Here is a 19,859-nt window from a genome sequence, read left to right as displayed (position 1 = left end):
ACGGGGGCCACTGTTGCTGAAACCGAGCCACCTGCCTGCGCCGGAACCTTGTCCTGGCCTGCGCCTTCCCCATCTGCAGCGTCCTCAAGGGGAGTGGAGCCCTGCGGTGCTTTGTCCTCCTGCAGGGTTTGGGACGGGAAAGGGGCCGGTTTGGTTGTTTCACTCACAGGTGCCAGCCTAGTTGCCATGATGGACAATTTCACGCCCGGCCCTTTCGCCGGGGAGCTTGCCGCCGCCGGGATCCCTGAGCACCTGCACGGTTGGCTGGGCCGGTTCGGGATCGGTGCCCTGGTGGTGAAAATGGGGATTCACTTCCTGGAGATGAGCCCCGAGCGGAGCGTTGCCACCATGCCCGTGGAGGGCAATACCCAGGTAGCCGGAATCCTCCATGGCGGCGCCCACGTAGTGCTTGCCGAGACTCTAGGTTCCTTTGCTTCGGGCATGCATGCGGGACCGGACCGCCACGCCGTCGGCATCGAGGTCAATGCCACGCACCACCGCTCCATCGCCGCGGGCACTGTGACTGGAACATGCACCGCCATCCACTTGGGCAGGACCTTGGCGACCCACGAAATTGTGATCACGGACGAGCAGGGCCGCAGGCTGTCCACGGCCCGCATCACGAACATGATCCGGGACAACGCCCCGGCTCGGCAGGACTAGCCGCGCCGGCTCGACAGGACTGGCCGCGGCTCCTTCAGCACCCCGCGAGATGGACTAAAAGGGCAACCCCGGCACCGGCGTTTGCCATCACATGCCATCTCGCCTGGGAGGGGCCATACACACCTGGTCTGGGCGGAGCCCTCGCGTCAAAATGTCAGACCCCCCAGTCATGATGGCTTTATGGGGAAAGCGGCGGTGGCGAAGGCGTTTGAGGACATCAACGCGGCTGTTGCTGTGCTCAGGGCGGAGGCGGTCGGGTGCGGTTCGGAGCCGTTTTCGGCAGCTGACCCGTTGGCCGGGCTGGCTGATGGGTGCCTGGAGATCCTTGCCGGGGCCGCCGGGGTCCAGGCCCGGATAGCGGGTCTGGTGGCCAACGCTGCCGGGACGTACGCGGGCACCGCCCGTGCAGCCGCTCCCCCGGACGCCCCGGTGCAGGCACAGGAAATGGCAATCGCAGCCGAGATCAGCTGTGTCATGGCCATCGGGGACCGGGCCGCGGGCGCCCTGCTGGCCCGGTCCCACGCCCTGACCAGCTCCCTGCCCCGCACCCTCGCAGCCCTGCACAACGGAACACTCTCCTGGCAGCACGCCACAGTCATGGTGGACGAGGCCGCAACCCTTGACCCCGCTGGCGCCGCCGCCCTGGAAGCCTACTTCCTGGACCCGCACACACCACAACCGGGCACGGCCGCCGCCATTGGCCAGATGCCGGCGTACCGGTTCCGGGCCAAAGCCCGGACATGGCGGGAACGCCACCACGCCGAATCCATCGAGAAGCGGCACGCCAAGGGTGTGGCTGACCGGCGGGTCGAATACCGGCCGGACCAGGACGGCATGGCCTGGCTCTCCGCCTACCTGCCCGCCCACCACGCCGCAGCGGCCTGGAACCGGCTCACCGCCATCTCCCGCGGAAGGCAGGGACCGGACGAGGCCCGCACCCTGACCCAGCTCCGGGCCGACACCTTCGCCGAAGCACTTCTCACCAGCGGCACCACCACCACCAGCGGGAACAGCGGGAGCAGTTCCGGTGCTGCCGGGACAAGCGGGCCAACCGGTCCCGGGCACGGCGACGGGCACGGCGACGGGCACGACGCGGTCAGTTCCGGCGGCGGGGAGGCGGCAGGTCCGGGCCCGTCGTCTTCGATTCGGCCGCAGGTGCTGGTCACCGTGCCCGTGTTCTCCCTGATGGGCCTCACCGACGAGCCCGCGGTGCTGGACGGGCACGGACCCATCCCGGCCTCCATGGCACGGGACCTCGTCGCCGGCGGGGCGGACTCGTTCCACCGGGTACTGGTTGACCCGCGGGACGGGGCACCACTGGAATTCGGCCGCACCAGCTACCGGGTAACCAAGGCGATGCGGACCTGGCTCAGGCTCAGGGACGGAAAATGCCCCTTCCCCGGCTGCAGCAACAGCTCCCTGGACAACGAAGCCGACCACCTCCTCGCCTGGCACCAAGGCGGCACCACCGGAATCAGCAACCTGGGCCAGCCCTGCCCGAAACACCACAAGCTCCGACACACCAGCGGCTGGAAACCCACCCCCGCCACCACAACCGGACCACCCGGCTGGACCTCACCCACCGGCCGCCACTACACAAGCGAACACCAAGACTGGGAACCACCCCACTGGCCCCGGCAACTGGAGCCCGTCACCGGCCGGCCGCCGGACCACGCCTGCACCAGGCTCTCCCCAGGAGAAGACGCCCTGGCGCGCATCCTTCACGCCCACGGCTAACAGCACAGCAAGCCGCCGCAGGGCCATGCCGGCGATCGATGAATGCGCGCATGATGATCCCAGCCGGGTCCGTTGGCAGATGCGGAGCGAACTTCTGCGCGGGTTCATTTCCCCGCCGCTCCCTGAAGTCAGCGGTTAGAGTCCGCAGATCGCGGCAGCGGCCCCAGGCTCAGCTGGCAGGTTTCGGTGCGGCGGTCGTTCAGGAAGCGGCGTCCGTTCAGGAAGCGGCGTCCGTTCAGGAAGCGGCGTCCGTTCAGGAGGCGGCCACTCCGTTCAGGAGGCGGCCACTCCGTTCAGGAGGCGGCGTCCGTTCAGGAGGCGGCGTCCGTTCAGGAGGCGGCGTCCGTTCAGGAGGCGGCGTCCGTTCAGGAGGCGGCGTCCGTTCAGGAGGCGGCGTCCGTTCAGGAGGCGGCGTCCGTTCAGGAGGCGGCGTCCGTTCAGGAGGCGGCGTGTCCGTTCAGAAGGTACCGCAGCTCCACGATTCCCCGGCCCATGGTGCGGGAGGCTGCCAACTCGAGCGGCGGCGTCGGGCCTGCCAGCGGAAGAAGCCGCTTGCCGTCCCCCAGCACGACCGGAATGACGGAAAGGATCAACTCGTCGAGCAGCCCGGCTGAGGCGAACTGGGCGGCAAGGTTCCCGCCGCCCACCACCCAGATGTTCTTCCCGCCTGCGGCCTGTTCGAGGTCCGGGAGGAACTCGGTGACTTCGCCGCGGACGAAGGTGGTGTTGGAACCTGCCGGAGCCGTGTACTCATGGTGAGTGAACACGTAGGAGGGTGTGCCCTGGTACGGCCAGTTGCCGGGCTCGTGCTCCAGCAACCAGGCGTAGGTGCCGCCGCCCATGACGATGCAGCCAACATCCGCCATGAACGTCTCGTAGCTTTCCTTGCCGCCCTCAAAACCGTCGAACTGCAAAAGCCAGCCCAGGTCATCAGTGGGCGTGGCAATAAAGCCGTCCAGGGACGCGGCGACGTAGTACTGGATGCGTGGCATGGAGCAAGCCTAGCCAACGGCACCAGCACCTGCCAGAGGCGGGATCAGCCGGAAAAGTACGGAATGATCAGGTACAGCCCGAAGAGCACTGCCAGGCCGCACAGGCCGAAGCAGATGTAGGCGAAGGTGCGCTTGATGCCCGGGGACATCTGCTGCGGATCACCGGCGATGGCCGTCAGCCTGACTCCGAGGGAGTAGAGGACAACCACGGTCACGGCCGCCGCCAGGGTGGCCCCGGCTACGGTCAGCAGTTCCAGCCACTTCATCGTTGGGCATCCTTCGTGTTGATGGCGTCGGCTTCCGCCTGCGTGCCGGCTTCGGTCTTCTTGTTGGCCTCGGCGTCTGCCTTGGACTTGGCGTGCGCGCGGGCCCGTGCCAGGGCCTTCTTCTTGGCAAACCGGACGGCCTGTCCGGCTTCCTCCACCTCGATGGCGTTGTGGTGGCCGACGGCGGATTTGCGTGAATAGAAGAACATGAACAGCACAGCGGAGGTGCCGGCAACGGCGGCAATCAACACGCCCATCACGCCCGTCTTGACCAGCAAGGCAGTCAGGGCGCCCACAATTCCTGCGGCGGGAAGAGTGAAGAGCCAGCCGAGGGCGATCTTGCCCACCATGTTCCACCGAACGCTGGTCCCCTTGCGGCCCATGCCCGAGCCGATGACGGAGCCCGAGGCAACCTGGGTGGTGGAGAGCGCAAAGCCCAGGTGTGAGGACGCAAGGATGGCGGAAGCGGTGCTGGTTTCGGCCGCGAAGCCCTGGGCAGGCTTCACCTCGGTTAGGCCGGCTCCCATGGTGCGGATGATGCGCCACCCGCCGGCGTATGTGCCCACGGCGATGGCCAGGGCACAGGCCGCGATAACCCAGAGCTGGGGCCCCGAGCCGGCCTCCTGGGTTCCGGCGGCAATCAGGACCAGCGTGATGATGCCCATGGTCTTCTGGGCGTCGTTGGTGCCGTGGGCCAGCGCAACCAGGCTGGACGTGAAGATCTGGCCGGTCCGGAAGCCGCCGCGCTTCTGCGTGAGCTTGCTCCCGGTCTCGGGATCGTGGCGCGAGGTCAGCGCGTAGGCAAGGCGTGTGCAGATGTAGGCGACGATGCCGGCAATCAGCGGTGCGAAGATCGCCGGAAGAATGACCTTCTGGAGGAGGCCTTCAAGGTTGATGGAGTTGAAGCCGATGCCGGCGATGGCGGCACCGATAAGGCCGCCGAACAAGGCATGCGACGAACTCGACGGAAGGCCCTTGAGCCAGGTGATCATGTTCCAGAGGATGGCACCCATCAGGCCGGCGAAGATAATCTCCGGGGTGATCTGGATGCCGTCCGACCCCTCACGGATGATTCCGCCGGACACCGTCTTGGCCACCTCAGTGGAAAGGAATGCACCCACGAGGTTCAGGATAGCCGCCAGCGTCACAGCGGTTTTTGGCTTGATGGCGCCAGTCGCAATGGGCGTAGCCATGGCATTCGCGGTGTCATGGAAGCCGTTAGTGAAATCGAAAAATAGTGCCAGTGCGATGACCAGCGCCACCATGAAGGTGATATCCACCTGTTGCCCAATCTGCAGAGTCGACGTCAAGCAGTTTCTTTTCCCCCGGCCGCCCTACCCAGTTAATTCACCAGCTGTTCGCTTGGAATGACTGGCGGCGTTAACCTGGCCCGGCGTGAAACCCTATCGATCGTACGCGTACCCAACATCAGGTCAAAACAACGGCCGTTCGAGAAACGTCCGTACCCGCTCCAGCTCCCCGGGCGAGATGCCTCGCCTGGGATCGGGAGAAACGGCCAGGATGCGCCGGCCGAGGAACCTGGCCCAGGACTGGGCCTCCGCCTCGAACGCCAACTGGTCATCGACCCAGGCGACACCCTCAGGGCTGGCGGCTTCCACGTCATCCTGGATGGCACGAAGCTTCCACCAGCCTGCTCCGGCGCCCGTCCCGGCCGAAGTCAGGTAGGGCCACTGAGCCCCATTCAGTCCAATGGCCGAACACAGGTACTGCGGGGCAAGTTCCTCCCAACTGGTCAGCCAGACACAGCGCACCCCCGCCATCGCGGCGATGCCGTTCAGCCCGTCCACCAGTTCCGGCGCGTAGGCCACGGGCAGGAGTCCCGCATCGGCGTACTTCCAGCTGGATCCCCAACCGCTGTGTCCGTCCGGCCCGAACGGGCAGACGACGCCGTCAACGTCGAGATAGAGCGTGCGGGTCATGCCCGGTCCAAACCGGAAACCTAGCTTTGCCGGACGTCCGGTTGGCGGCCGGCGCCCAGCCCGGGCATGATCCGCTCCTCGAGGGCAGCCAGCGCGGCATCTGGCAGCACGATCAGTCCGTCCAGCTCGCGGCGTGCCCGCTTGTACGCGGCCTGCCGTTCGGCCGGTGTGGCGGCGTGGTCCCCGGCAATCCTGAGCAATTGCCTGGCAGTGGAAAGCCGTTCCCGCTCCCGCCCGCTGAACCTGCCGTCCTTGATCCGCCGGGCCTCCCTCTCTGCCACGTCCAGGGCCACCGCGAAGGTGTTGACGGCCTGCCTGTAGGACTCCAGGCGCGACGGCGAGGTGATCTCCTGTGCCGAGGCGGGGCGCTGGCCGTCGGCTTCCCGTTTAGCGCGAAGGAAGGCCACCGTGAGCGGTTCCCGGACATCGGTCATGAGGGGAAAGTCGATGAGCTTGCCGACATCCAGTTCGTAGTCCAGCCAGCGCTTGTTGACGGCGTCATGGGTGGCCATCAGGGCTTCCACCTCCGCCGCCGATGCCCGCTCAGCTTCCCGTGCCTGGTTCTTGAGCTTGTAGAGTTCCACCCTTCGCTGATGCCGCCGTTCCCCGGCTTTGCGCCAGGAATTGGCCCAGTGCCCGGTCAGGGCAGTCAACGGAAAGACGAGCCACCATTTATCGGACAGGAACTCAAGGACTGACTCCACGCGTACATCCTCGCACCGGCCCGCATTCCGCTCAAGAACCGGCGGGAGGACGTACCGCCGGCTTCGCGGCAGCGGGGACGAACCGGCTTAGGGTGCTCCGGTGACGCCCTGGGGGCTGTTGACGTTGACCAGCCAGGCCACACCGAACCGGTCGGTGCACATCCCGAAGATGTCTCCCCAGGGCGCCTGTTCCATCGGAACGGTCACGGTTCCGCCGTCGCCGCTGAGTTTCTCGTAGTACCCCCGCAGTTCCGCTTCATCGTCGCCGCTGAGGGAGATCGAGATGGATGACCCGGGGGTGTACCCCATGCTGTTCGGCGTGTCCGCCCCCATCAGCACCATCCCCTGGGTGGTGGTCAGCATGCCGTGCATGATCTTGTCCGACTCGGCTGGGTCGTCGCTGGCCTGGAACTCCCCGAAAGTGCTCAGGGCCAGATCGCCGCCGAAAACGGCCTGGTAGAAGGTCATCGCCTCGCGGGCGTTGTCGCGGAAGCTGATGTAGGGGTTGAGGGTGGTCGGCATGGTGGATCTCCTTGAGTGGGGACGGAACATGGTGGAACCAGACAACATCCTGCCTCAAACGAACGGCGGGTGGTAGGGGATGCCGGCCGGTGGTGCGCGAGGGCCGGCCGGGCCGTAGGCTCAGGGTCATGGCCAGATACTTTGACGTTCACCCCCAGGACCCCCAGCCCCGCGCCATCAGCCAGGCAGTCAAGATAGTGCTCGACGGCGGGCTGATCGCCTATCCCACGGATTCCTGCTATGCGCTGGGCGCGCAGATAGGCAACAGGGATGCCCTGGACCGGATCAGGAGCATCCGCCGGCTGGATGACAAGCACCACTTCACGCTGGTCTGCCGGGATTTCGCCCAGCTGGGCCAGTTTGTGCACATCGGGAACGATGTCTTTCGCAGCATCAAGGCCGTCACCCCGGGCGGCTACACCTTCATCCTTCCGGCCACCAAGGAAGTCCCGAAGCGCCTGCTGCATCCCAAGAAGAAGACTGTTGGCGTCAGAATCCCGGACAACCGGGTGGTTCAGGCCTTGCTCGCGGAACTCGGTGAGCCATTGCTTTCAAGCACCCTGCTGCTGCCGGACGAGGAGGATCCGATGACCCAGGGATGGGAGATCAAGGAGCGCCTGGACCATCAGGTGGACGCTGTGATTGACGCGGGCGACTGCGGATCAGAACCCACCACGGTGGTGGACTTTTCCAGCGGCGTGGCGGAGGTTGTCCGGCGCGGCACCGGTGATCCTTCCCGGTTCGAATAGCTGCCGCAAGGAGCTATTGGGATAAGGGCTGCTGGCGACGGCGGCCCTTGCCTTCCGTTTTTCGGCTACTCCTGCTTCCGCGCCCGGCTTGGCTGGACCCTGGGTGGCTCGCCCGGCATCTTTGGGTAGTCCGGCGGAAAGGGAAGCTCGCCCAGCCCGGCCTTGAGGTCCCGCTCCCACCACCCGAGCAGCGTGTCGATGGTTCCGGGGTTCCTGCCCATGTCCGCCCACGGGTCGCCGATCGTCTTGAGCCGGTCCGGGACGGTGAGGATGGTGAAGTCCTTGGGATCCACGCCGGCCAGTTCATCCCAGGCGATGGGGCAGGACACCGGGGCGTGCGGCAGCGGCCGCGGGCTGTAAGCGCCGGCGATGGTGCGGTCCCGGTTGGCCTGGTTGAAGTCCACGAATACGCGCTCGCCCCGTTCTTCCTTCCACCAGGCGGTGGTGACCTTATCCGGCATCCGGCGCTCCAGTTCGCGCGCCGCCGCTATGACAGCGTGCCGGACGTCAAGGAATTCCCGGGTGGGCTCTACGGGCGCGTAGACATGCAGCCCGCGGTTTCCCGAGGTCTTGATGAAGCAGTCAAGGCCAGCCTCAGCCAGGACCTCCTTCAACGCGATCGCGGCAGGGATGGCGTCGTCGAAATCAGTTCCCGGCTGGGGGTCGAGGTCGATGCGCAGCTGGTCGGGGTTGTCAGTGTTGTCTGCCCGGGAAGGCCAAGGGTGGAAAACGATGGTGTTCATCTGCACCGCCCAGACGGCGGCCGCGGGTTCGTCCAGGATGAGCATGGGATGGGAGCGCGCGCTGGGGAAAACTACCTTGGTGGACCGGACGAACTCCGGCGCGCCCTTCGGCGGGTTCTTGGAGAAGAACATCTCGCCGTCGATGGTGCCCGAGAACCGCTGCAGGGCAACGGGCCTGCCGCCGTTGGCCGCGATGAACGCTTCCCCAACATCGCAGATGTACCGCGCCAGGTCGAGTTTGGTGATCCCCGGCTCTGGCCAAATGACCCTGCTGGGGCTGGAGATGCGCATTTCGCGCTCACCGTTCGGACCCTGGACTGTGAGGGTGGTCTGTTCGCTCGCCATGGGGACAACGTACACCCCTGCCACAGGAGGCCGGCAGATTTGGGCGGCCCGTCCGGCATGATGGACGCATGTCAGCTTCTGAAACCGACCTCCGCATCCCGGTGGGTGAAGTTATGGTCTCCGGTGCCTACGCCCGCCCCGAAAGCCCGTCCGCCACGGTGGTGGTGGCCCACGGTGCCGGCGCAGGCATGGAGCATCCCTTCCTGCGCGGATTCACGGACGCACTGAACTCCCTGGGCCTGGCAACCCTCCGCTTCAACTTCCCCTACCGGGAAGCCGGCAGGAAGTTCCCGGACCGCCCACCGGTGGCCATCGCAACCTGGCGGGCAGCCATGGGGGCGGCGGCGGAACACGGCGACACCGGCACCCCGTGGGCGGCGGGCAAGTCCTTCGGCGGTCGGATGGCCTCGATGGCCGTGGCGGAGGGGATGGAAGCCGCAGGACTGGTCTACCTGGGGTACCCCCTCCATCCGCCGGGAAAGCCGGACAAAGTGCGGGACGAACACCTGTATGGCATCACGTCACCCATGCTCTTCCTGCAGGGCAGCCGGGATACCTTCGCCACCCCCGGAATCCTTGAGGACGTGGTGCGGCGGATCGGACCGTCAGCAGTCCTGCAGTGGGTGGAGGGCGGCGACCATTCGTTTGCGGTAGCCGGCGCCAAGCGTTCGGCCGCGGAAGTGGGCGCATCCCTGGCGGAGCCCGTGGCTGGCTTCATCCGCACCTCCAGCTGATCCGGAGCGGCAACTCATCCTGGCCCTCCCAAAGGCTGGCCCTGGGCGATGCCCTGCTCTCAGGCGGCTTCCTCGTGCCACCAGCCCTCCCAGGCTGCAGAACTGAGCTGGCCTTCGGGGAATTCGGTGTGTCCGCTGCCGCCGCCGTGTGAACGGCTGTCATCACTGCGCCGGCCGTCGAGCAAGAGGTTAAGGCTGTTGAAGAGAAACATCTTTACGTCCTTCCGTGTCCTATGAGGACACCGCTGTCCAAGTGGAAACGAGCCTATGCGGTGCATGTTTCAGCGCGTCGACGGTAAGTAACGGGTGTGTATCGGAGATCTCACGCGGCTCCCAAAGCCATGGGAGGCGAACGCGGTGGGCAGCTACTTCCGCGGCTTGGTCCGTGCGGTGGCCGGCGCGGTCCAAGGATCTTCTGGCCAGGGATGCTTGGGATAGCGGCCCCTCATCTCGGCGTGCACCTGGGCGTATGGTCCGGACCAGAAGGATGTCAGGTCGTCGGTGACGGCAAGGGGCCGCCGGGCCGGGGACAACAGGTGGAACAGGACCGGCACCCGGCCATGGACCAGGCGGGGAGTCTCTGCCAGCCCAAAGCATTCCTGGAGTTTGACGGCAACCACCGGACGCTCCGTCCCCGATGAGGGTTCCGGATACCCGATCGGCACCCTGGAGCCGCTGGGTACGGCCAGCCATTCCGGTGCGAGCTCGTCCATCCGGGCCGCCTCTGGCCAGGGAAGCAGCCGCCGGAGAGGCTCGGTGAGGTCCACGCTGTCGGCGTCCGCACCCCCTGCCAGCGCCTCAAGCTCTGGTCCGAGCCAGTCCTGCAGCCGGGCAAGGAGCCCTGCCTCGGAGACGTCCGGCCAGGGCCTGCCCAGCTCGCGGTGCAGGAAGGCGAGCCGGCAGCGCAAGGCGGCTGCCGGCGTCGACCATTTGAGGACCGCAAGGCCTTCCTTTTGAAGCACTGCTGCCACCGCCGCCCTGCCCTCCGCGGGCGAGGGACGGACGGGGGTGGACGCGAGACTGATGGCGCCCAATCGCCGCACCTTGCGGGCGGTGACGCGGCCCTGCGTGAACGTCGCCTCGACGGCTTCGGCCAGAAGGTGGAACGCGGCGGCCTCGGCAAGGCCCGCGGAGAGCGGAGCCGCGGCGCGGATGACGGCCCCGGTGCCGGCTGAGTCCCTGCCTTCGGCCCGGATCACCTCCGCAACGGCCAGCCATTCGTGCCCGGCCAGGCTGCTGCCGGCCGGCAGCCCTGCCCGGGTCCCGGATGACAGCAGGTAGCGCTCCGGCCCGTCGCCGGGAACCCTCCGTGCCACCCTGTCGGGAAAAGCGAGGGCGACGACGGCGCCCACCACTTCAGTGCCGCCAGTGAGGGCAGGAAGGGCGGGAGCCTCGGACAGCGGGCCTGCGTGCTCAGCCAGAGCCTGGAGGCGACGGCTTTCCTCTGCCCAGCGCCGCCCGGCCGGTCCGCTGTCAGCGCGCAGTTGGGACATGAGCCGCACCAGGTCTGCGCCCGGCGCACGGGCGTCACCTGCCACCGCGGCCACCACCTCGGCCGCCGCCCTGTAACCGGCGGCCGCCGCGCCGTCGAGCAGGGCACGGCCCAGCCGCGGATCTGCGGGAATGCCGGAAAGCGTCCTGCCCGCGGCGGTGGCCTGGCCATTGCCGGACACGGCCCCGAGTTCCTGCAGGACTTCCATCGCATCATCCATGGCCTGCTCCGGCGGCGCATCAGGCAACGGGAGGCCCTTCCCCCGCGGGGAGCCCCAGCACGCCATCAACAGGGCCGGACCCGTCAGGTCCGCCACATTGATTTCCGGGGTCACGTGCGCCGGGGCTGCGCCAAAGGCCTGCTGGCTGTAGCAGCGCACAACGGTGCCGGGCCCCTGGCGGGCGGCCCGCCCTGCACGCTGGTCCGCCGAGGCGCGGGAACACGAGACCGTGACCAGCCCGTTCATCCCCCGGCCGGCGTCACGCCGCGGCTCACGGGCAAGCCCCGAATCAACCACCAGCCGGACGCCGGGGACGGTCAGCGAGGACTCGGCAAGGTCTGTGGAGACAATGATCCTGGGATTGTCGCCGGGCTGGCGGCCGGACACCGCGCGGTCCTGTTCGGCTGCCCCTGCCTGGCCGTGGAGTTCCAGCACGTCAATCCCGTGGCCCAGCAGGCTGCGGAGCCGTGCCGCCGCCTGGGAAACTTCCCTGGCTCCGGGGAGGAAGACGAGGGCATCGGTGGCGGCGTTTGCTGCCAGCGCACCCCGGTGTGCTTCGGCGGCCGTCCCCGCCACGAATTCAAGGAACGCGGGGGTCACTCCCCTGCCGTCCAGCCGCGGCACGGGTGCCGGCCGCCACTTGATGTCCAGGGAATGGAGCACGGAGGGGCAGTCGATGACCGGGGCCGGCCCGCCGCCGTCGTGGTCTCCCAGGAGGGCAGCAAACCTGGGAGCGTCGAGGGTTGCGGACATTGCGACGACGGCCAGGTCCCCGCGCAGCTGGCGGACTTCAGCGAACATGCCGAAGAGCAGATCGGTTTCCAGCCCCCGTTCGTGGACCTCGTCCAGGACCACCGCGCGTGCCCTGGGAAGGTCCGGAGCGGCCAGCAGGCGGCGCAGCAGGATGCCGGGGGTGACGAACTCGATCAGGGTTTCAGGTCCTGCCTGGCGTTCCCCGCGGACGGTGTAGCCTACCCGGCTGCCCAACCGGCTGCCGTCCAGGGCGGCAAGCCGGCGGGCTGCGGCCCGGGCCGCGACGCGGCGCGGCTGCGTGACCACCACCCGGCCCGGCCGGGTGGTGCCGGCCGACAGGTGGTTTGCGAGGAGTGGCGGAACCAGGGTGGTCTTGCCTGTTCCGGGCGGTGCCTGCACTACTGCAGTCCCTCCCGTGCAGTCCAGGGCGTCAGCCAAGGCCGCGAGTGAGTCAGCGAAGGGAAGTCCGGCACCGATGGCCGCGAGGTTGAAGGCGATGCCGGCTGGCGGCGCCTTCCGGCCGCTCGGAGAAGTCATCCCTCCATTTTGCCCGGAAGTCCGAAGTGGCCGGGACAATGTTGAAGTCCGACGTGGCCGGGACAATGCTGCAGGACACTGGAATCAGGGCTTGCCAGCACCCTTGCCCTTGCCTTTGGCTTCCTTGGCAGCGTCCGGAAGTTCAGGCCCCTGGGATGCAGGTTCCGGAGCCGGGATGACGGCGGTCGTTTCCGGTTGGGGCTGTACGGGCTGCGGCTGGGTGGCTGCGGCCTCCGTGGTGGGGGGTTCTGCTGCGGCAGCCGCTGCCCTGGCTGCGGCAGCGGCCTGGGCTTCGATGGTGCGGGTGATGTCCGCCCGGACCGCTGACAATGCAGCTTCGATGCCGCGATACCGGGACACTGAAACCATGCCCCCGCCGGCGGCAGCGTCCAGGTCCTGTTCGAGCGCATCCAAGGCGGCGAGGGCGCCGTCCAGCCGGTTCTCTGCGGCGGCCTGGGTCACGTTGAGCACGCGGATCTGGAAGCCTTGGAGGGTGGCCGGGTCCGAGTCAGGACCGCGGAAAGCCGGGGAACCGAGGTGGGCTCCCGCTGCCACGGCGGCGGCTGCGAGAACTGTGGCCAATCCGGCCCAAACGCTCCGCCGCCGGAGTCCCGGGAGTCCCCCCTCCGCAGGCTGCGGCTCTGTAACCTCAGGCGGCATGCCTGCCCCGCAGAGGCATGACGGCGGCCGGCCGGGGACGCAGGACCGTCACGGCAGTGGATTCGATGGCTGTTGCAGGTATCGCCTCTGGTACTGGCCGTGCCGCCGCGACTGCCGGTTCCGGAAGGGCTGCAAGGGATACTTGGGTTGCCTGGGGGGCTTTCCTGAGGACCCGGCGCGCGGCCACGCGAAGTACTGCGGCGAGCAGCTGGCCAAGTCCGACGCCCAGGAGCACGTGACCGGCGAGGTACTGGCCACCATGGCCTGCAGCTCCGAAAGGCGCACTGACCGCCAGCGCGGCTCCAGCAGCGGCCACCAGGGACCAGATGGCACCAATAACTGCACTCATGTGTTCGACCTGCTCCCACTTATCTGATTAATCAGCAAGCTTACTAGTAATGGTCAGCAAGCTTACTACCCCACTGGGGCGGCGCAAGCGGGAGGCGCCGGAAGGGGGGTGGCTTTAGGGGGTGCCGTGGGGGCAATCGGGAGTTCGCCGCTCTGGACACGAATAATCAGTAGGCTTAGCATTTTTCTATCAGATCACCCTTCGGAGGGGCCGCCCGGCGGCCTCCCCAGATCCGGCAGCGGGCTTGCCACGGCACAGCGAAACAGAGCACAACACGACAGAGCACAAGCTCAACTCAGCACAGCACAGCACAGCACAGCACAGCACAGCACAGCACAGCACAGCACAGCACAGACGAAGGAGACGATCATGGCAACGGCACGGGAAATCATGACCGGGGGCGCTGAATGCATCGGGGAGAAGGAGACCCTGGAAGCAGCTGCGCGCAAGATGAAGGAACTCGACGTCGGATCCCTTCCGATCTGCGGAGAGGACAACCGCCTGAAGGGCATGCTGACTGACCGAGACATCGTGGTTAAGTGCCTGGCCGAGGGCGGGGATCCCCGCACTGCCACGGCCGGAGAATTCGGCGAAGGCAAACCCGTGACGATCGGTGCGGACGATTCCATTGAGGAAGCGATCCGGACAATGCAGGACCACCAGGTCCGTCGGCTTCCGGTCATTGACGGGCACAACCTGGTGGGCGTCCTCAGCCAGGCGGACATTGCCCGGAATTATCCGGAGGACCGGGTGGGCGAACTCGTTGCATTCATTTCGTACTGATCCGCCACCAGGGAAACCACGCGGAGGGCTGCCGCTTCGCCGTAGGGCGTCGCGGCAGCTTTTCCTTGTGCCATGGAGTCAGCCGGTCGCAGCCAACATGGACGTAGCGGAGCTCCCCTACTGCCGCAGGTCGAGCGCCGCGAAAAGCCGCCGTACCGAGCCGCCCAGGTTCCACTCGGTGGCGAGCCGCTCAAGCTCGGCGCGCGGTTCCCCCGCAACGGGACTTAGCTTGGCACCCGCCTCCTCGGGGCTGGGCAGGTCCAGGTCGCGCACAAGCCTGACGACGGCGGGGGCCACCGAGAGGTAGCCGGCAGCGGCGGCCAACTTGGCCCGCACCGGTGCAGACACGCCGCTGCCGGAGTCCCCGGCCGCCTCAAGCAGCCGTTCCAGGGTGCCGTGCTTGAGCAGCAGCGACGCCGCGGTCTTCTCACCGATTCCCGCGACGCCGGGCAGCCCGTCCGAGGCGTCGCCGCGCAGTGTGGCGTAGTCGGCGTACTGCTGGGGCAGCACCCGGTACTTGGCCACCACCACTTCTTCGGTGATGACTTCGAGGTTCTTCATGCCGCGTGCGGTGTAGATCACGCGGACCTGCCGTTCGTTGTCGCACACCTGGAAAAGGTCGCGGTCGCCGGTCACTACATCAACGGGAAGGTCCGCGTGGCTCGCGTAGGTTCCCACAACGTCGTCGGCCTCATGCTCGGCCGCGCCTACGATGGCGATGCCGGCGAGCTCAAGCGCCCGGCGGATCATCGGAAGCTGTGCCTCCAGCGCATCCGGAACCACTTCGACGTCCGGTGCACCGGCGACTGCCTCCGCCACCCGGTGGGCCTTATAGCTGGGGAGAAGGTCAACCCGCCACTGCGGACGCCAGTCATCGTCCCAGCAGGCGATAAGGTGCGTTGCCTGGTAGTCGGTGGTGAGCCGCGCAATCATGTCCAGCAAGCCACGAACGGCGTTGACCGGTGTGCCGTCCGCGCGGCGGATCGTGTCCGGCAGTCCGTAAAAGGCGCGGAAATACAGCGAGGCAGTGTCCAGCAGCATCAAACGGTCAGGCATACTCCGATCCTCACATGGATCGCCCCTCCCCGGCGCAACCTCCGGCTATGAGGCCCAGTCGGAGTCGCCGAACGCGCGCCCGCGGAAGTGTGCGCGCAGGTACTCCCCCACTACCGCGGCTCCGAGGTCCCCGGCCTCGGGTGCCACAACCCGCCCGCCCACCCGGCGCACCATGCGCTGGACGAAGCGTTCCAGGCTGGGGTCGTTGCCCAGCCGGAAGAACGTGGCCTGGGTGCCTGCCCGGCCCAGCCGCTCCAGTTCCGCCACCGTCACCCGGATGGTTTCGGGGTCCGTGGGCCAGCAGAACCAGGGTTCGCCTTCCGCGAGCAGATGGGCGGTGGGCTCGCCGTCGGTCACCACCAGGAGGACGGGCTGCATGGACGGGTGCTTGCGGAAGAAACGTCCAGCCAGCAGCAATCCGTGATGCAGGTTTGTTCCCTGCTCGCGGCGGGGCGGCATTGCCGTGAGCTCGCCGATGTCCATGGCCTGGGCATAGCGGCCGAACGTGATCAGCTCCAGCCGGTCACCGCGGAAGCGTGTGGAGACAAGGTGGTGCAGCGCCAGGGCCGTGCGCTTCATCGGCACCCACCGCCCTTCGACGGCCATCGAGAATGAAACGTCCACCAGAAGGACGACGGCGGCTTGGGTGCGGGCCTCGGTCTCGCTCACTTCGATGTCCGCTGGGGTGAGGCGGAGTCCGGTACCCGGCGTCCCGCCGTCGGCCGCGGTACGGCTGATCGCGTTGGTCAGCGTGCGGGTGACGTCCCATGGCTCGGCGTCCCCAAACTCCCATTGGCGGCTGGATCCGGTCTGCTCGCCGGCGGCTCCCGCCACGCGGGTGTCCCGGCGTCCCTGCCGGCCGGACAGCTGCCGGGCCGTGTCCCGCAGCAGGGACTTGCCGAGCCGCCGCATGGCCTGCGGCGAGAGCCGGAGGTCCCCGTCCGCGCCCCGCCGCAGGTATCCGCCGTCCTGCATGGCCCGCTCGATCTCGGCCAGGGTGCGGGCGGTAACCGCTGCGGTCTGCCCAAGCTGGCGGGCCAGGGCATCCAGGTCCAGGTCGCCGAGGGTTGACCCGTTGTAGGACTGGGAAAGCTGCTCGGCCAGTTCATCGAGTTCCGCGATGTCCTGCAGGACGCCGGTGCCGTCGCCAAGGCCCAGGCCTTCCTGCCCCTCAAACCGCTCCGAGCCGCTCCAGTCCTCTCCGGGACGCAGGGCCCGCAGGCTGTCGTCGAGCTGGCTGAGCTGGGCCATCAGTTCCGGCGATCCGAAGGCTTGCGCTGAAAGCCGCATCAGCTCGTCCCGCTGCTCGGGCGACATGGACTGCAGGAGCCGCTGGGCCGCAGCCGCACGTTTGGCCAGCGCGTCAACCAGCTCCTCAACGGACTGCGGGTTTTCCGGGAAGTGGTGGCCGTGCCGCGCCATGAACTCCTGGAAGTCAGCCTCCGTGTCCTGTCCGCGCCGGTGTTTGTCCAGCAGCCCGTTCAGGTCCCGGAGCATGCCGCTGACGGCTGCCCGGTCCTCCTCCGTGGCGTTTTCAAGCGCCTGCTTCATGCCCGCGAACCGCTGGTCCAGGGCCTCCCGGCCCAACAGGTCCTTGATCCGCCCGTACGCTTCCCTTGCGGCGCCTGACTGCCAGTCATAGGAAGCGAGTTCGTTGACCGCGGCCGCGGTGGAAGCGGGCAGGTTCTGCAGCTGCATCTCCCGGAACGCACGGTCCGCGTTGTCCATCATCGCGTCCCGGGCGAGCTGCTTGCGTTCCTCCAGCACGGCCGTATCCAGGAGCTTCCTGACCTCGCTGAGGGTGCCGTCCAGCCGGTGGCGGCCGAGCAGTTCGCTGCGGCGTTGCTGGACGCGCCGTGCGAGGTCATCCAGGCCTTCCCTGCTCCGGCCGCCGCGCCGGAGGAACTCCTGCAGGGCGTGGCGGGGCGAGTAGCCTGCCATCACGTCCTCGGCGACGGCGTCCAGCGCCTCCGCCAGGTCAACGGGCGGGGCGAGGGGGTCGGGTCCGCCGGTGTACCGGCCGTACCTGGCGGAGTGGTTGTGGATGCCCATAGCTCTTCTAGCCGTAGACCGTTTCTTCGTCGTCGGACTCCTTGGAGATCCGGCGGGCGAGGTAGAGGCCTTCCAGGGCGAGTTCGATCGCGGCGGCGCGCTGGCCCTCGTTCGTTGCGCCGAGGCGGGTGCCGATTTCGTCGTAGAGGCCCGACCCGTTCAGGGCCGGAAGGTTCTCGAGGAATTCCTGCGCGGTGACGTGCTCTCCTGTGGTGACTGTGGTGTGCCCGTCAAGTGCAGCCACGAGCGGGCCAAGATCAAGGCCCTGGTAGTGGGCGCGCACGGCCTCGGCTGTGGCTGTGCGCAAGAGGTGGTCGAGGACGGCTTGTTCGCGGCCTTCCTCACCCGATTCGAACTCGATCTTGCCGGTCAGGACTTCCACCGCTGTCCCCAGGTCCACTATCCGTGCCACGGCCTCGGCCTCGCCACGGACACTGGCCCGGCGGAGCGCTGCGGCGGCCACTGTCTCGGCACCTGCGATGGCGAACCGGGCTGACACCCCGGAGGTCTGGTTGATGGCCGGGGACTGCCGCAGCGCACGGGTGTAGCGGGCCAGGATCTCAAGGATGACCGGCGGAACGTTGGCCACCAGCTGGCCCTCCTGCCGGATCACGGCCACTTCATCGTCGAGCTCTATGGGGTAGTGCGTCCGGATCTCGGCACCGAAGCGGTCCTTCAACGGCGTGATGATCCTGCCCCGGTTGGTGTAGTCCTCCGGGTTGGCGGACGCCACCACCAGCACGTCCAGCGGCAGGCGGAGCACGTAGCCCCGGATCTGGATGTCGCGCTCCTCCATAACGTTGAGCATGGACACCTGGATCCGTTCGGCAAGGTCCGGCAGCTCATTGATGGCGATGATGCCGCGGTTGGACCGCGGAACCAGGCCGTAATGTATGGTTTCCGGATCCCCGAGGCGGCGGCCCTCGGCCACGCGCATCGGGTCCACGTCGCCAATCAGGTCAGCAACGGAAGTGTCCGGCGTGGCCAGCTTCTCCACGTACCGCTCAGACCGGTGGCGCCATGCCACCCGCAGCCGGTCGCCCTCGGTGAGGGCGAGGGCGCGGTAGTGCTCGGTGATGGGCTCGAACGGGTGTTCGTTCAGTTCCGAGCCCTCGATGACGGGCGACCATTCATCCAGCAGCCCCGCCAGGGTGCGGAGGAGGCGCGTCTTGCCCTGTCCGCGCTCGCCGAGCAGGACAACGTCGTGGCCGGCGATCAGGGCCCGCTCAAGCTGGGGAATGACGGTGCGGCTGAAGCCGTACAACCCCGGCCACGGATCCCTGCCGGCCGCGAGCGCGGCGAGGAGGTTGCCTCGGATTTCCTGGCGGAGGTCCTTGTGGGCGTGGCCGGCGGCGCGCAGCTCACCAACAGTGAAAATATCGGGACGATCAGTCACCCCTCCACGGTAGCCCCCTCCCATGCCGTGAATCGAGTGATTCCCTGCATTTCCGCCGGGGCTGCGCTCCATCCCCCGCGGGCCCGGGCGGCGGGGCTGCGCCTGCGCCCGGAAGGCGTCCTGCCGGTGGACCGGACGGGGATGCGCTACCCGTGGCCGCTGGATTGAGGCGCCGTTGCCCCCGGCACCCCACTGCCCTCCCACCAGCGGAGCACGCGGAGGCAGCGAAAGGTGGTGATACGGCTGGCGCCGGGAGGCTCCAGCGTGAACCACTGCCTGCCGGGGTACGGCGGTGGGCGCTTCCACCGGCCGTCCGCGTTTCTTGCTCCGCGGACCCTTTCCACGGCGTCGGCGAGCCGGGGATCAGGTGCTGCTCCGGCCGCCCGGAAGTACTCCAGCCCCCGGAGGATATCGAAATGCCACTGCGGCGGAAACGGGAAGCGGGTGAAGCTTTCGTTGGCGATCACGCCGGTCCTGTGGGAACGGTAGAGGTGATGGGCAAGGAAGAACTCCTCTCCCCCACTGGAAGCGTCCTGCACGTCAACTGCACCGCCGGAGCTCCGGTAGGCCAGCAGCGCCTCGAGCACGCTGATGGTGGTATGGAAAGACCCATGGAGCGACCCTGTCCGCCTGGACTGGCAGTTCCACCCGCCGTCGTGCAGCTGTTCTGCGAGCAGCCAGGACACGGCCGCATCCAGCCGGGGCTCCCCGTAACGGAAGCAGGAGCCCAGGAGGACGAGCATGCCTGCCACGCACGTGTCCGGCGGTCCGTGCCACAGGCTTGGTCCACCGCCGAAGTAGGTTGCGCCGTCCCACAGGCACTGGCAGCCGCGGACTGCCTGGGCGTTGTCCTCGGGAAGGCCCAACCGGTGAAGAAGGAGGAGCGTGTACGTGGTGGAAGTCCACTTGGGCAAGTAAAGTCCCTGGGCCCAGGTGCCGCCGTCGTCCTGTTCGCCCAGCAGCCTGGCGCCCCAGCCCTCGTTCGCGATGCGCCGGCGTTCAGCGGAAACGTCCGCTGCGGGGGCGCCCGCCAGGTCCTGCAGCACCTGCCACCGGACAGCCGGGTCGCCCTCGAGCAGCCATGGGATCAGTCCAGGACGCGTCTTGCTGCCGGCTGGTGGCAGGCTGCCTTTCCGGGTACGCACAGCAGGCTCTTCCTCTCCGGG

General features: G+C 67.7%; 20 protein-coding genes. 5 read left to right on the top strand and 15 right to left on the bottom strand.

What is annotated here, in order from left to right:
- The first annotated feature begins 186 nt into the window (after positions 1 to 186).
- Both KTR40_RS08735 and KTR40_RS08730 read left to right on the top strand, forming a co-directional pair.
- A complete protein-coding gene (locus KTR40_RS08735; protein ID WP_139029086.1) occupies positions 187 to 663 on the top strand; it encodes a hotdog fold thioesterase in 477 nt (158 codons plus the stop codon).
- Positions 664 to 843: 180 nt separating this feature from the next.
- Entirely contained in the window at positions 844 to 2,400 is a 1,557-nt protein-coding gene (locus KTR40_RS08730; RefSeq protein WP_228405898.1) for an HNH endonuclease signature motif containing protein, read from the top strand.
- Between the two features lie 437 nt (positions 2,401 to 2,837).
- Here the strand turns inward: KTR40_RS08730 and KTR40_RS08725 are convergent, their stop codons facing one another.
- From KTR40_RS08725 to KTR40_RS08700, 6 genes are all read right to left on the bottom strand, one after another.
- The gene (locus KTR40_RS08725) at positions 2,838 to 3,392 is read right to left on the bottom strand and encodes a dihydrofolate reductase family protein (RefSeq protein ID WP_228405897.1); all 555 of its coding nucleotides are present in this window, start codon (positions 3,390 to 3,392) and stop codon (positions 2,838 to 2,840) included.
- Positions 3,393 to 3,436: 44 nt separating this feature from the next.
- A complete protein-coding gene (locus KTR40_RS08720; protein ID WP_139029083.1) occupies positions 3,437 to 3,658 on the bottom strand; it encodes a hypothetical protein in 222 nt (73 codons plus the stop codon).
- Positions 3,655 to 4,938 (bottom strand): inorganic phosphate transporter, encoded by a 1,284-nt coding sequence (locus KTR40_RS08715; protein ID WP_228406078.1) that lies wholly within the window; start codon positions 4,936 to 4,938, stop codon positions 3,655 to 3,657. The genes KTR40_RS08720 and KTR40_RS08715 overlap by 4 nt, the downstream gene beginning before the upstream one ends.
- Before the next feature lie 153 nt (positions 4,939 to 5,091).
- Positions 5,092 to 5,598: an HAD domain-containing protein gene (locus KTR40_RS08710; protein ID WP_228405896.1), complete on the bottom strand. Its 507-nt coding sequence runs from the start codon at positions 5,596 to 5,598 to the stop codon at positions 5,092 to 5,094.
- A 20-nt stretch (positions 5,599 to 5,618) separates the two neighbouring features.
- Positions 5,619 to 6,302 carry a hypothetical protein gene (locus tag KTR40_RS08705; RefSeq protein WP_228405894.1) on the bottom strand — a complete coding sequence of 228 codons (684 nt, stop codon included), beginning with the start codon at positions 6,300 to 6,302 and terminating at the stop codon, positions 5,619 to 5,621.
- Between the two features lie 87 nt (positions 6,303 to 6,389).
- Positions 6,390 to 6,824, bottom strand: a complete 435-nt coding sequence (locus KTR40_RS08700; protein ID WP_228405892.1) for a VOC family protein — start codon at positions 6,822 to 6,824, stop codon at positions 6,390 to 6,392.
- A gap of 128 nt (positions 6,825 to 6,952) precedes the next feature.
- Here KTR40_RS08700 and KTR40_RS08695 point away from each other — a divergent pair, with 128 nt between their 5' ends.
- Entirely contained in the window at positions 6,953 to 7,573 is a 621-nt protein-coding gene (locus tag KTR40_RS08695; RefSeq protein ID WP_228405891.1) for an L-threonylcarbamoyladenylate synthase, read from the top strand.
- A gap of 65 nt (positions 7,574 to 7,638) precedes the next feature.
- Here KTR40_RS08695 and ligD read toward each other — a convergent pair whose 3' ends face one another.
- The gene (gene ligD, locus KTR40_RS08690; RefSeq protein WP_139029078.1) at positions 7,639 to 8,661 is read right to left on the bottom strand and encodes a non-homologous end-joining DNA ligase; all 1,023 of its coding nucleotides are present in this window, start codon (positions 8,659 to 8,661) and stop codon (positions 7,639 to 7,641) included.
- A gap of 68 nt (positions 8,662 to 8,729) precedes the next feature.
- Here ligD and KTR40_RS08685 point away from each other — a divergent pair, with 68 nt between their 5' ends.
- A complete protein-coding gene (locus tag KTR40_RS08685; protein ID WP_228405889.1) occupies positions 8,730 to 9,395 on the top strand; it encodes an alpha/beta family hydrolase in 666 nt (221 codons plus the stop codon).
- 59 nt (positions 9,396 to 9,454) lie between these two features.
- On the opposite strand, the gene KTR40_RS08680 is transcribed toward KTR40_RS08685, so the two are convergent.
- The 4 genes from KTR40_RS08680 to KTR40_RS08665 all read right to left on the bottom strand — a co-directional run bounded on the left by KTR40_RS08680 (position 9,455) and on the right by KTR40_RS08665 (position 13,406).
- Positions 9,455 to 9,607, bottom strand: a complete 153-nt coding sequence (locus tag KTR40_RS08680; protein ID WP_171058978.1) for a hypothetical protein — start codon at positions 9,605 to 9,607, stop codon at positions 9,455 to 9,457.
- 153 nt (positions 9,608 to 9,760) lie between these two features.
- The gene (gene hrpB / locus KTR40_RS08675) at positions 9,761 to 12,397 is read right to left on the bottom strand and encodes an ATP-dependent helicase HrpB (RefSeq protein WP_228405887.1); all 2,637 of its coding nucleotides are present in this window, start codon (positions 12,395 to 12,397) and stop codon (positions 9,761 to 9,763) included.
- 84 nt (positions 12,398 to 12,481) lie between these two features.
- The gene (locus tag KTR40_RS08670) at positions 12,482 to 12,979 is read right to left on the bottom strand and encodes a hypothetical protein (RefSeq protein WP_228406250.1); all 498 of its coding nucleotides are present in this window, start codon (positions 12,977 to 12,979) and stop codon (positions 12,482 to 12,484) included.
- A gap of 67 nt (positions 12,980 to 13,046) precedes the next feature.
- Positions 13,047 to 13,406: a hypothetical protein gene (locus KTR40_RS08665; RefSeq protein ID WP_228405886.1), complete on the bottom strand. Its 360-nt coding sequence runs from the start codon at positions 13,404 to 13,406 to the stop codon at positions 13,047 to 13,049.
- A 369-nt stretch (positions 13,407 to 13,775) separates the two neighbouring features.
- Here KTR40_RS08665 and KTR40_RS08660 point away from each other — a divergent pair, with 369 nt between their 5' ends.
- On the top strand, positions 13,776 to 14,189 hold the full coding sequence (locus KTR40_RS08660) for a CBS domain-containing protein (protein ID WP_139029072.1): 414 nt from the start codon (positions 13,776 to 13,778) through the stop codon (positions 14,187 to 14,189).
- 117 nt (positions 14,190 to 14,306) lie between these two features.
- On the opposite strand, the gene KTR40_RS08655 is transcribed toward KTR40_RS08660, so the two are convergent.
- The 4 genes from KTR40_RS08655 to KTR40_RS08640 form a co-directional block, all read right to left on the bottom strand.
- Entirely contained in the window at positions 14,307 to 15,245 is a 939-nt protein-coding gene (locus KTR40_RS08655) for a 5'-3' exonuclease (RefSeq protein ID WP_228405885.1), read from the bottom strand.
- 45 nt (positions 15,246 to 15,290) lie between these two features.
- Positions 15,291 to 17,297: a VWA domain-containing protein gene (locus KTR40_RS08650; protein WP_228405884.1), complete on the bottom strand. Its 2,007-nt coding sequence runs from the start codon at positions 17,295 to 17,297 to the stop codon at positions 15,291 to 15,293.
- A gap of 7 nt (positions 17,298 to 17,304) precedes the next feature.
- Entirely contained in the window at positions 17,305 to 18,693 is a 1,389-nt protein-coding gene (locus KTR40_RS08645) for a sigma 54-interacting transcriptional regulator (protein ID WP_139029069.1), read from the bottom strand.
- A 146-nt stretch (positions 18,694 to 18,839) separates the two neighbouring features.
- On the bottom strand, positions 18,840 to 19,838 hold the full coding sequence (locus tag KTR40_RS08640) for a hypothetical protein (protein ID WP_228405883.1): 999 nt from the start codon (positions 19,836 to 19,838) through the stop codon (positions 18,840 to 18,842).
- Between the last annotated feature and the right edge of the window lie 21 nt (positions 19,839 to 19,859).

The organism is Pseudarthrobacter sp. L1SW, from assembly GCF_020809045.1.
Classification (GTDB): domain Bacteria; phylum Actinomycetota; class Actinomycetes; order Actinomycetales; family Micrococcaceae; genus Arthrobacter.
Note: the sequence above shows the minus strand (reverse complement) of the source record. Positions and strands in the feature narration are given on the sequence as shown.

Excerpts from the sequence above, each read along its gene's own strand:
- KTR40_RS08735 (WP_139029086.1), top strand. The coding sequence starts at position 187 with ATGATGGACAATTTCACGCCCGGCCCTTTCGCCGGGGAGCTTGCCGCC.
- KTR40_RS08730 (WP_228405898.1), top strand. The coding sequence starts at position 844 with ATGGGGAAAGCGGCGGTGGCGAAGGCGTTTGAGGACATCAACGCGGCT.
- KTR40_RS08725 (WP_228405897.1), bottom strand. The coding sequence starts at position 3,392 with ATGCCACGCATCCAGTACTACGTCGCCGCGTCCCTGGACGGCTTTATT.
- KTR40_RS08720 (WP_139029083.1), bottom strand. The coding sequence starts at position 3,658 with ATGAAGTGGCTGGAACTGCTGACCGTAGCCGGGGCCACCCTGGCGGCG.
- KTR40_RS08710 (WP_228405896.1), bottom strand. The coding sequence starts at position 5,598 with ATGACCCGCACGCTCTATCTCGACGTTGACGGCGTCGTCTGCCCGTTC.
- KTR40_RS08700 (WP_228405892.1), bottom strand. The coding sequence starts at position 6,824 with ATGCCGACCACCCTCAACCCCTACATCAGCTTCCGCGACAACGCCCGC.
- KTR40_RS08695 (WP_228405891.1), top strand. The coding sequence starts at position 6,953 with ATGGCCAGATACTTTGACGTTCACCCCCAGGACCCCCAGCCCCGCGCC.
- ligD (WP_139029078.1), bottom strand. The coding sequence starts at position 8,661 with ATGGCGAGCGAACAGACCACCCTCACAGTCCAGGGTCCGAACGGTGAG.
- KTR40_RS08685 (WP_228405889.1), top strand. The coding sequence starts at position 8,730 with ATGTCAGCTTCTGAAACCGACCTCCGCATCCCGGTGGGTGAAGTTATG.
- KTR40_RS08680 (WP_171058978.1), bottom strand. The coding sequence starts at position 9,607 with ATGTTTCTCTTCAACAGCCTTAACCTCTTGCTCGACGGCCGGCGCAGT.
- hrpB (WP_228405887.1), bottom strand. The coding sequence starts at position 12,397 with ATGACTTCTCCGAGCGGCCGGAAGGCGCCGCCAGCCGGCATCGCCTTC.
- KTR40_RS08665 (WP_228405886.1), bottom strand. The coding sequence starts at position 13,406 with ATGAGTGCAGTTATTGGTGCCATCTGGTCCCTGGTGGCCGCTGCTGGA.
- KTR40_RS08660 (WP_139029072.1), top strand. The coding sequence starts at position 13,776 with ATGGCAACGGCACGGGAAATCATGACCGGGGGCGCTGAATGCATCGGG.
- KTR40_RS08655 (WP_228405885.1), bottom strand. The coding sequence starts at position 15,245 with ATGCCTGACCGTTTGATGCTGCTGGACACTGCCTCGCTGTATTTCCGC.
- KTR40_RS08650 (WP_228405884.1), bottom strand. The coding sequence starts at position 17,297 with ATGGGCATCCACAACCACTCCGCCAGGTACGGCCGGTACACCGGCGGA.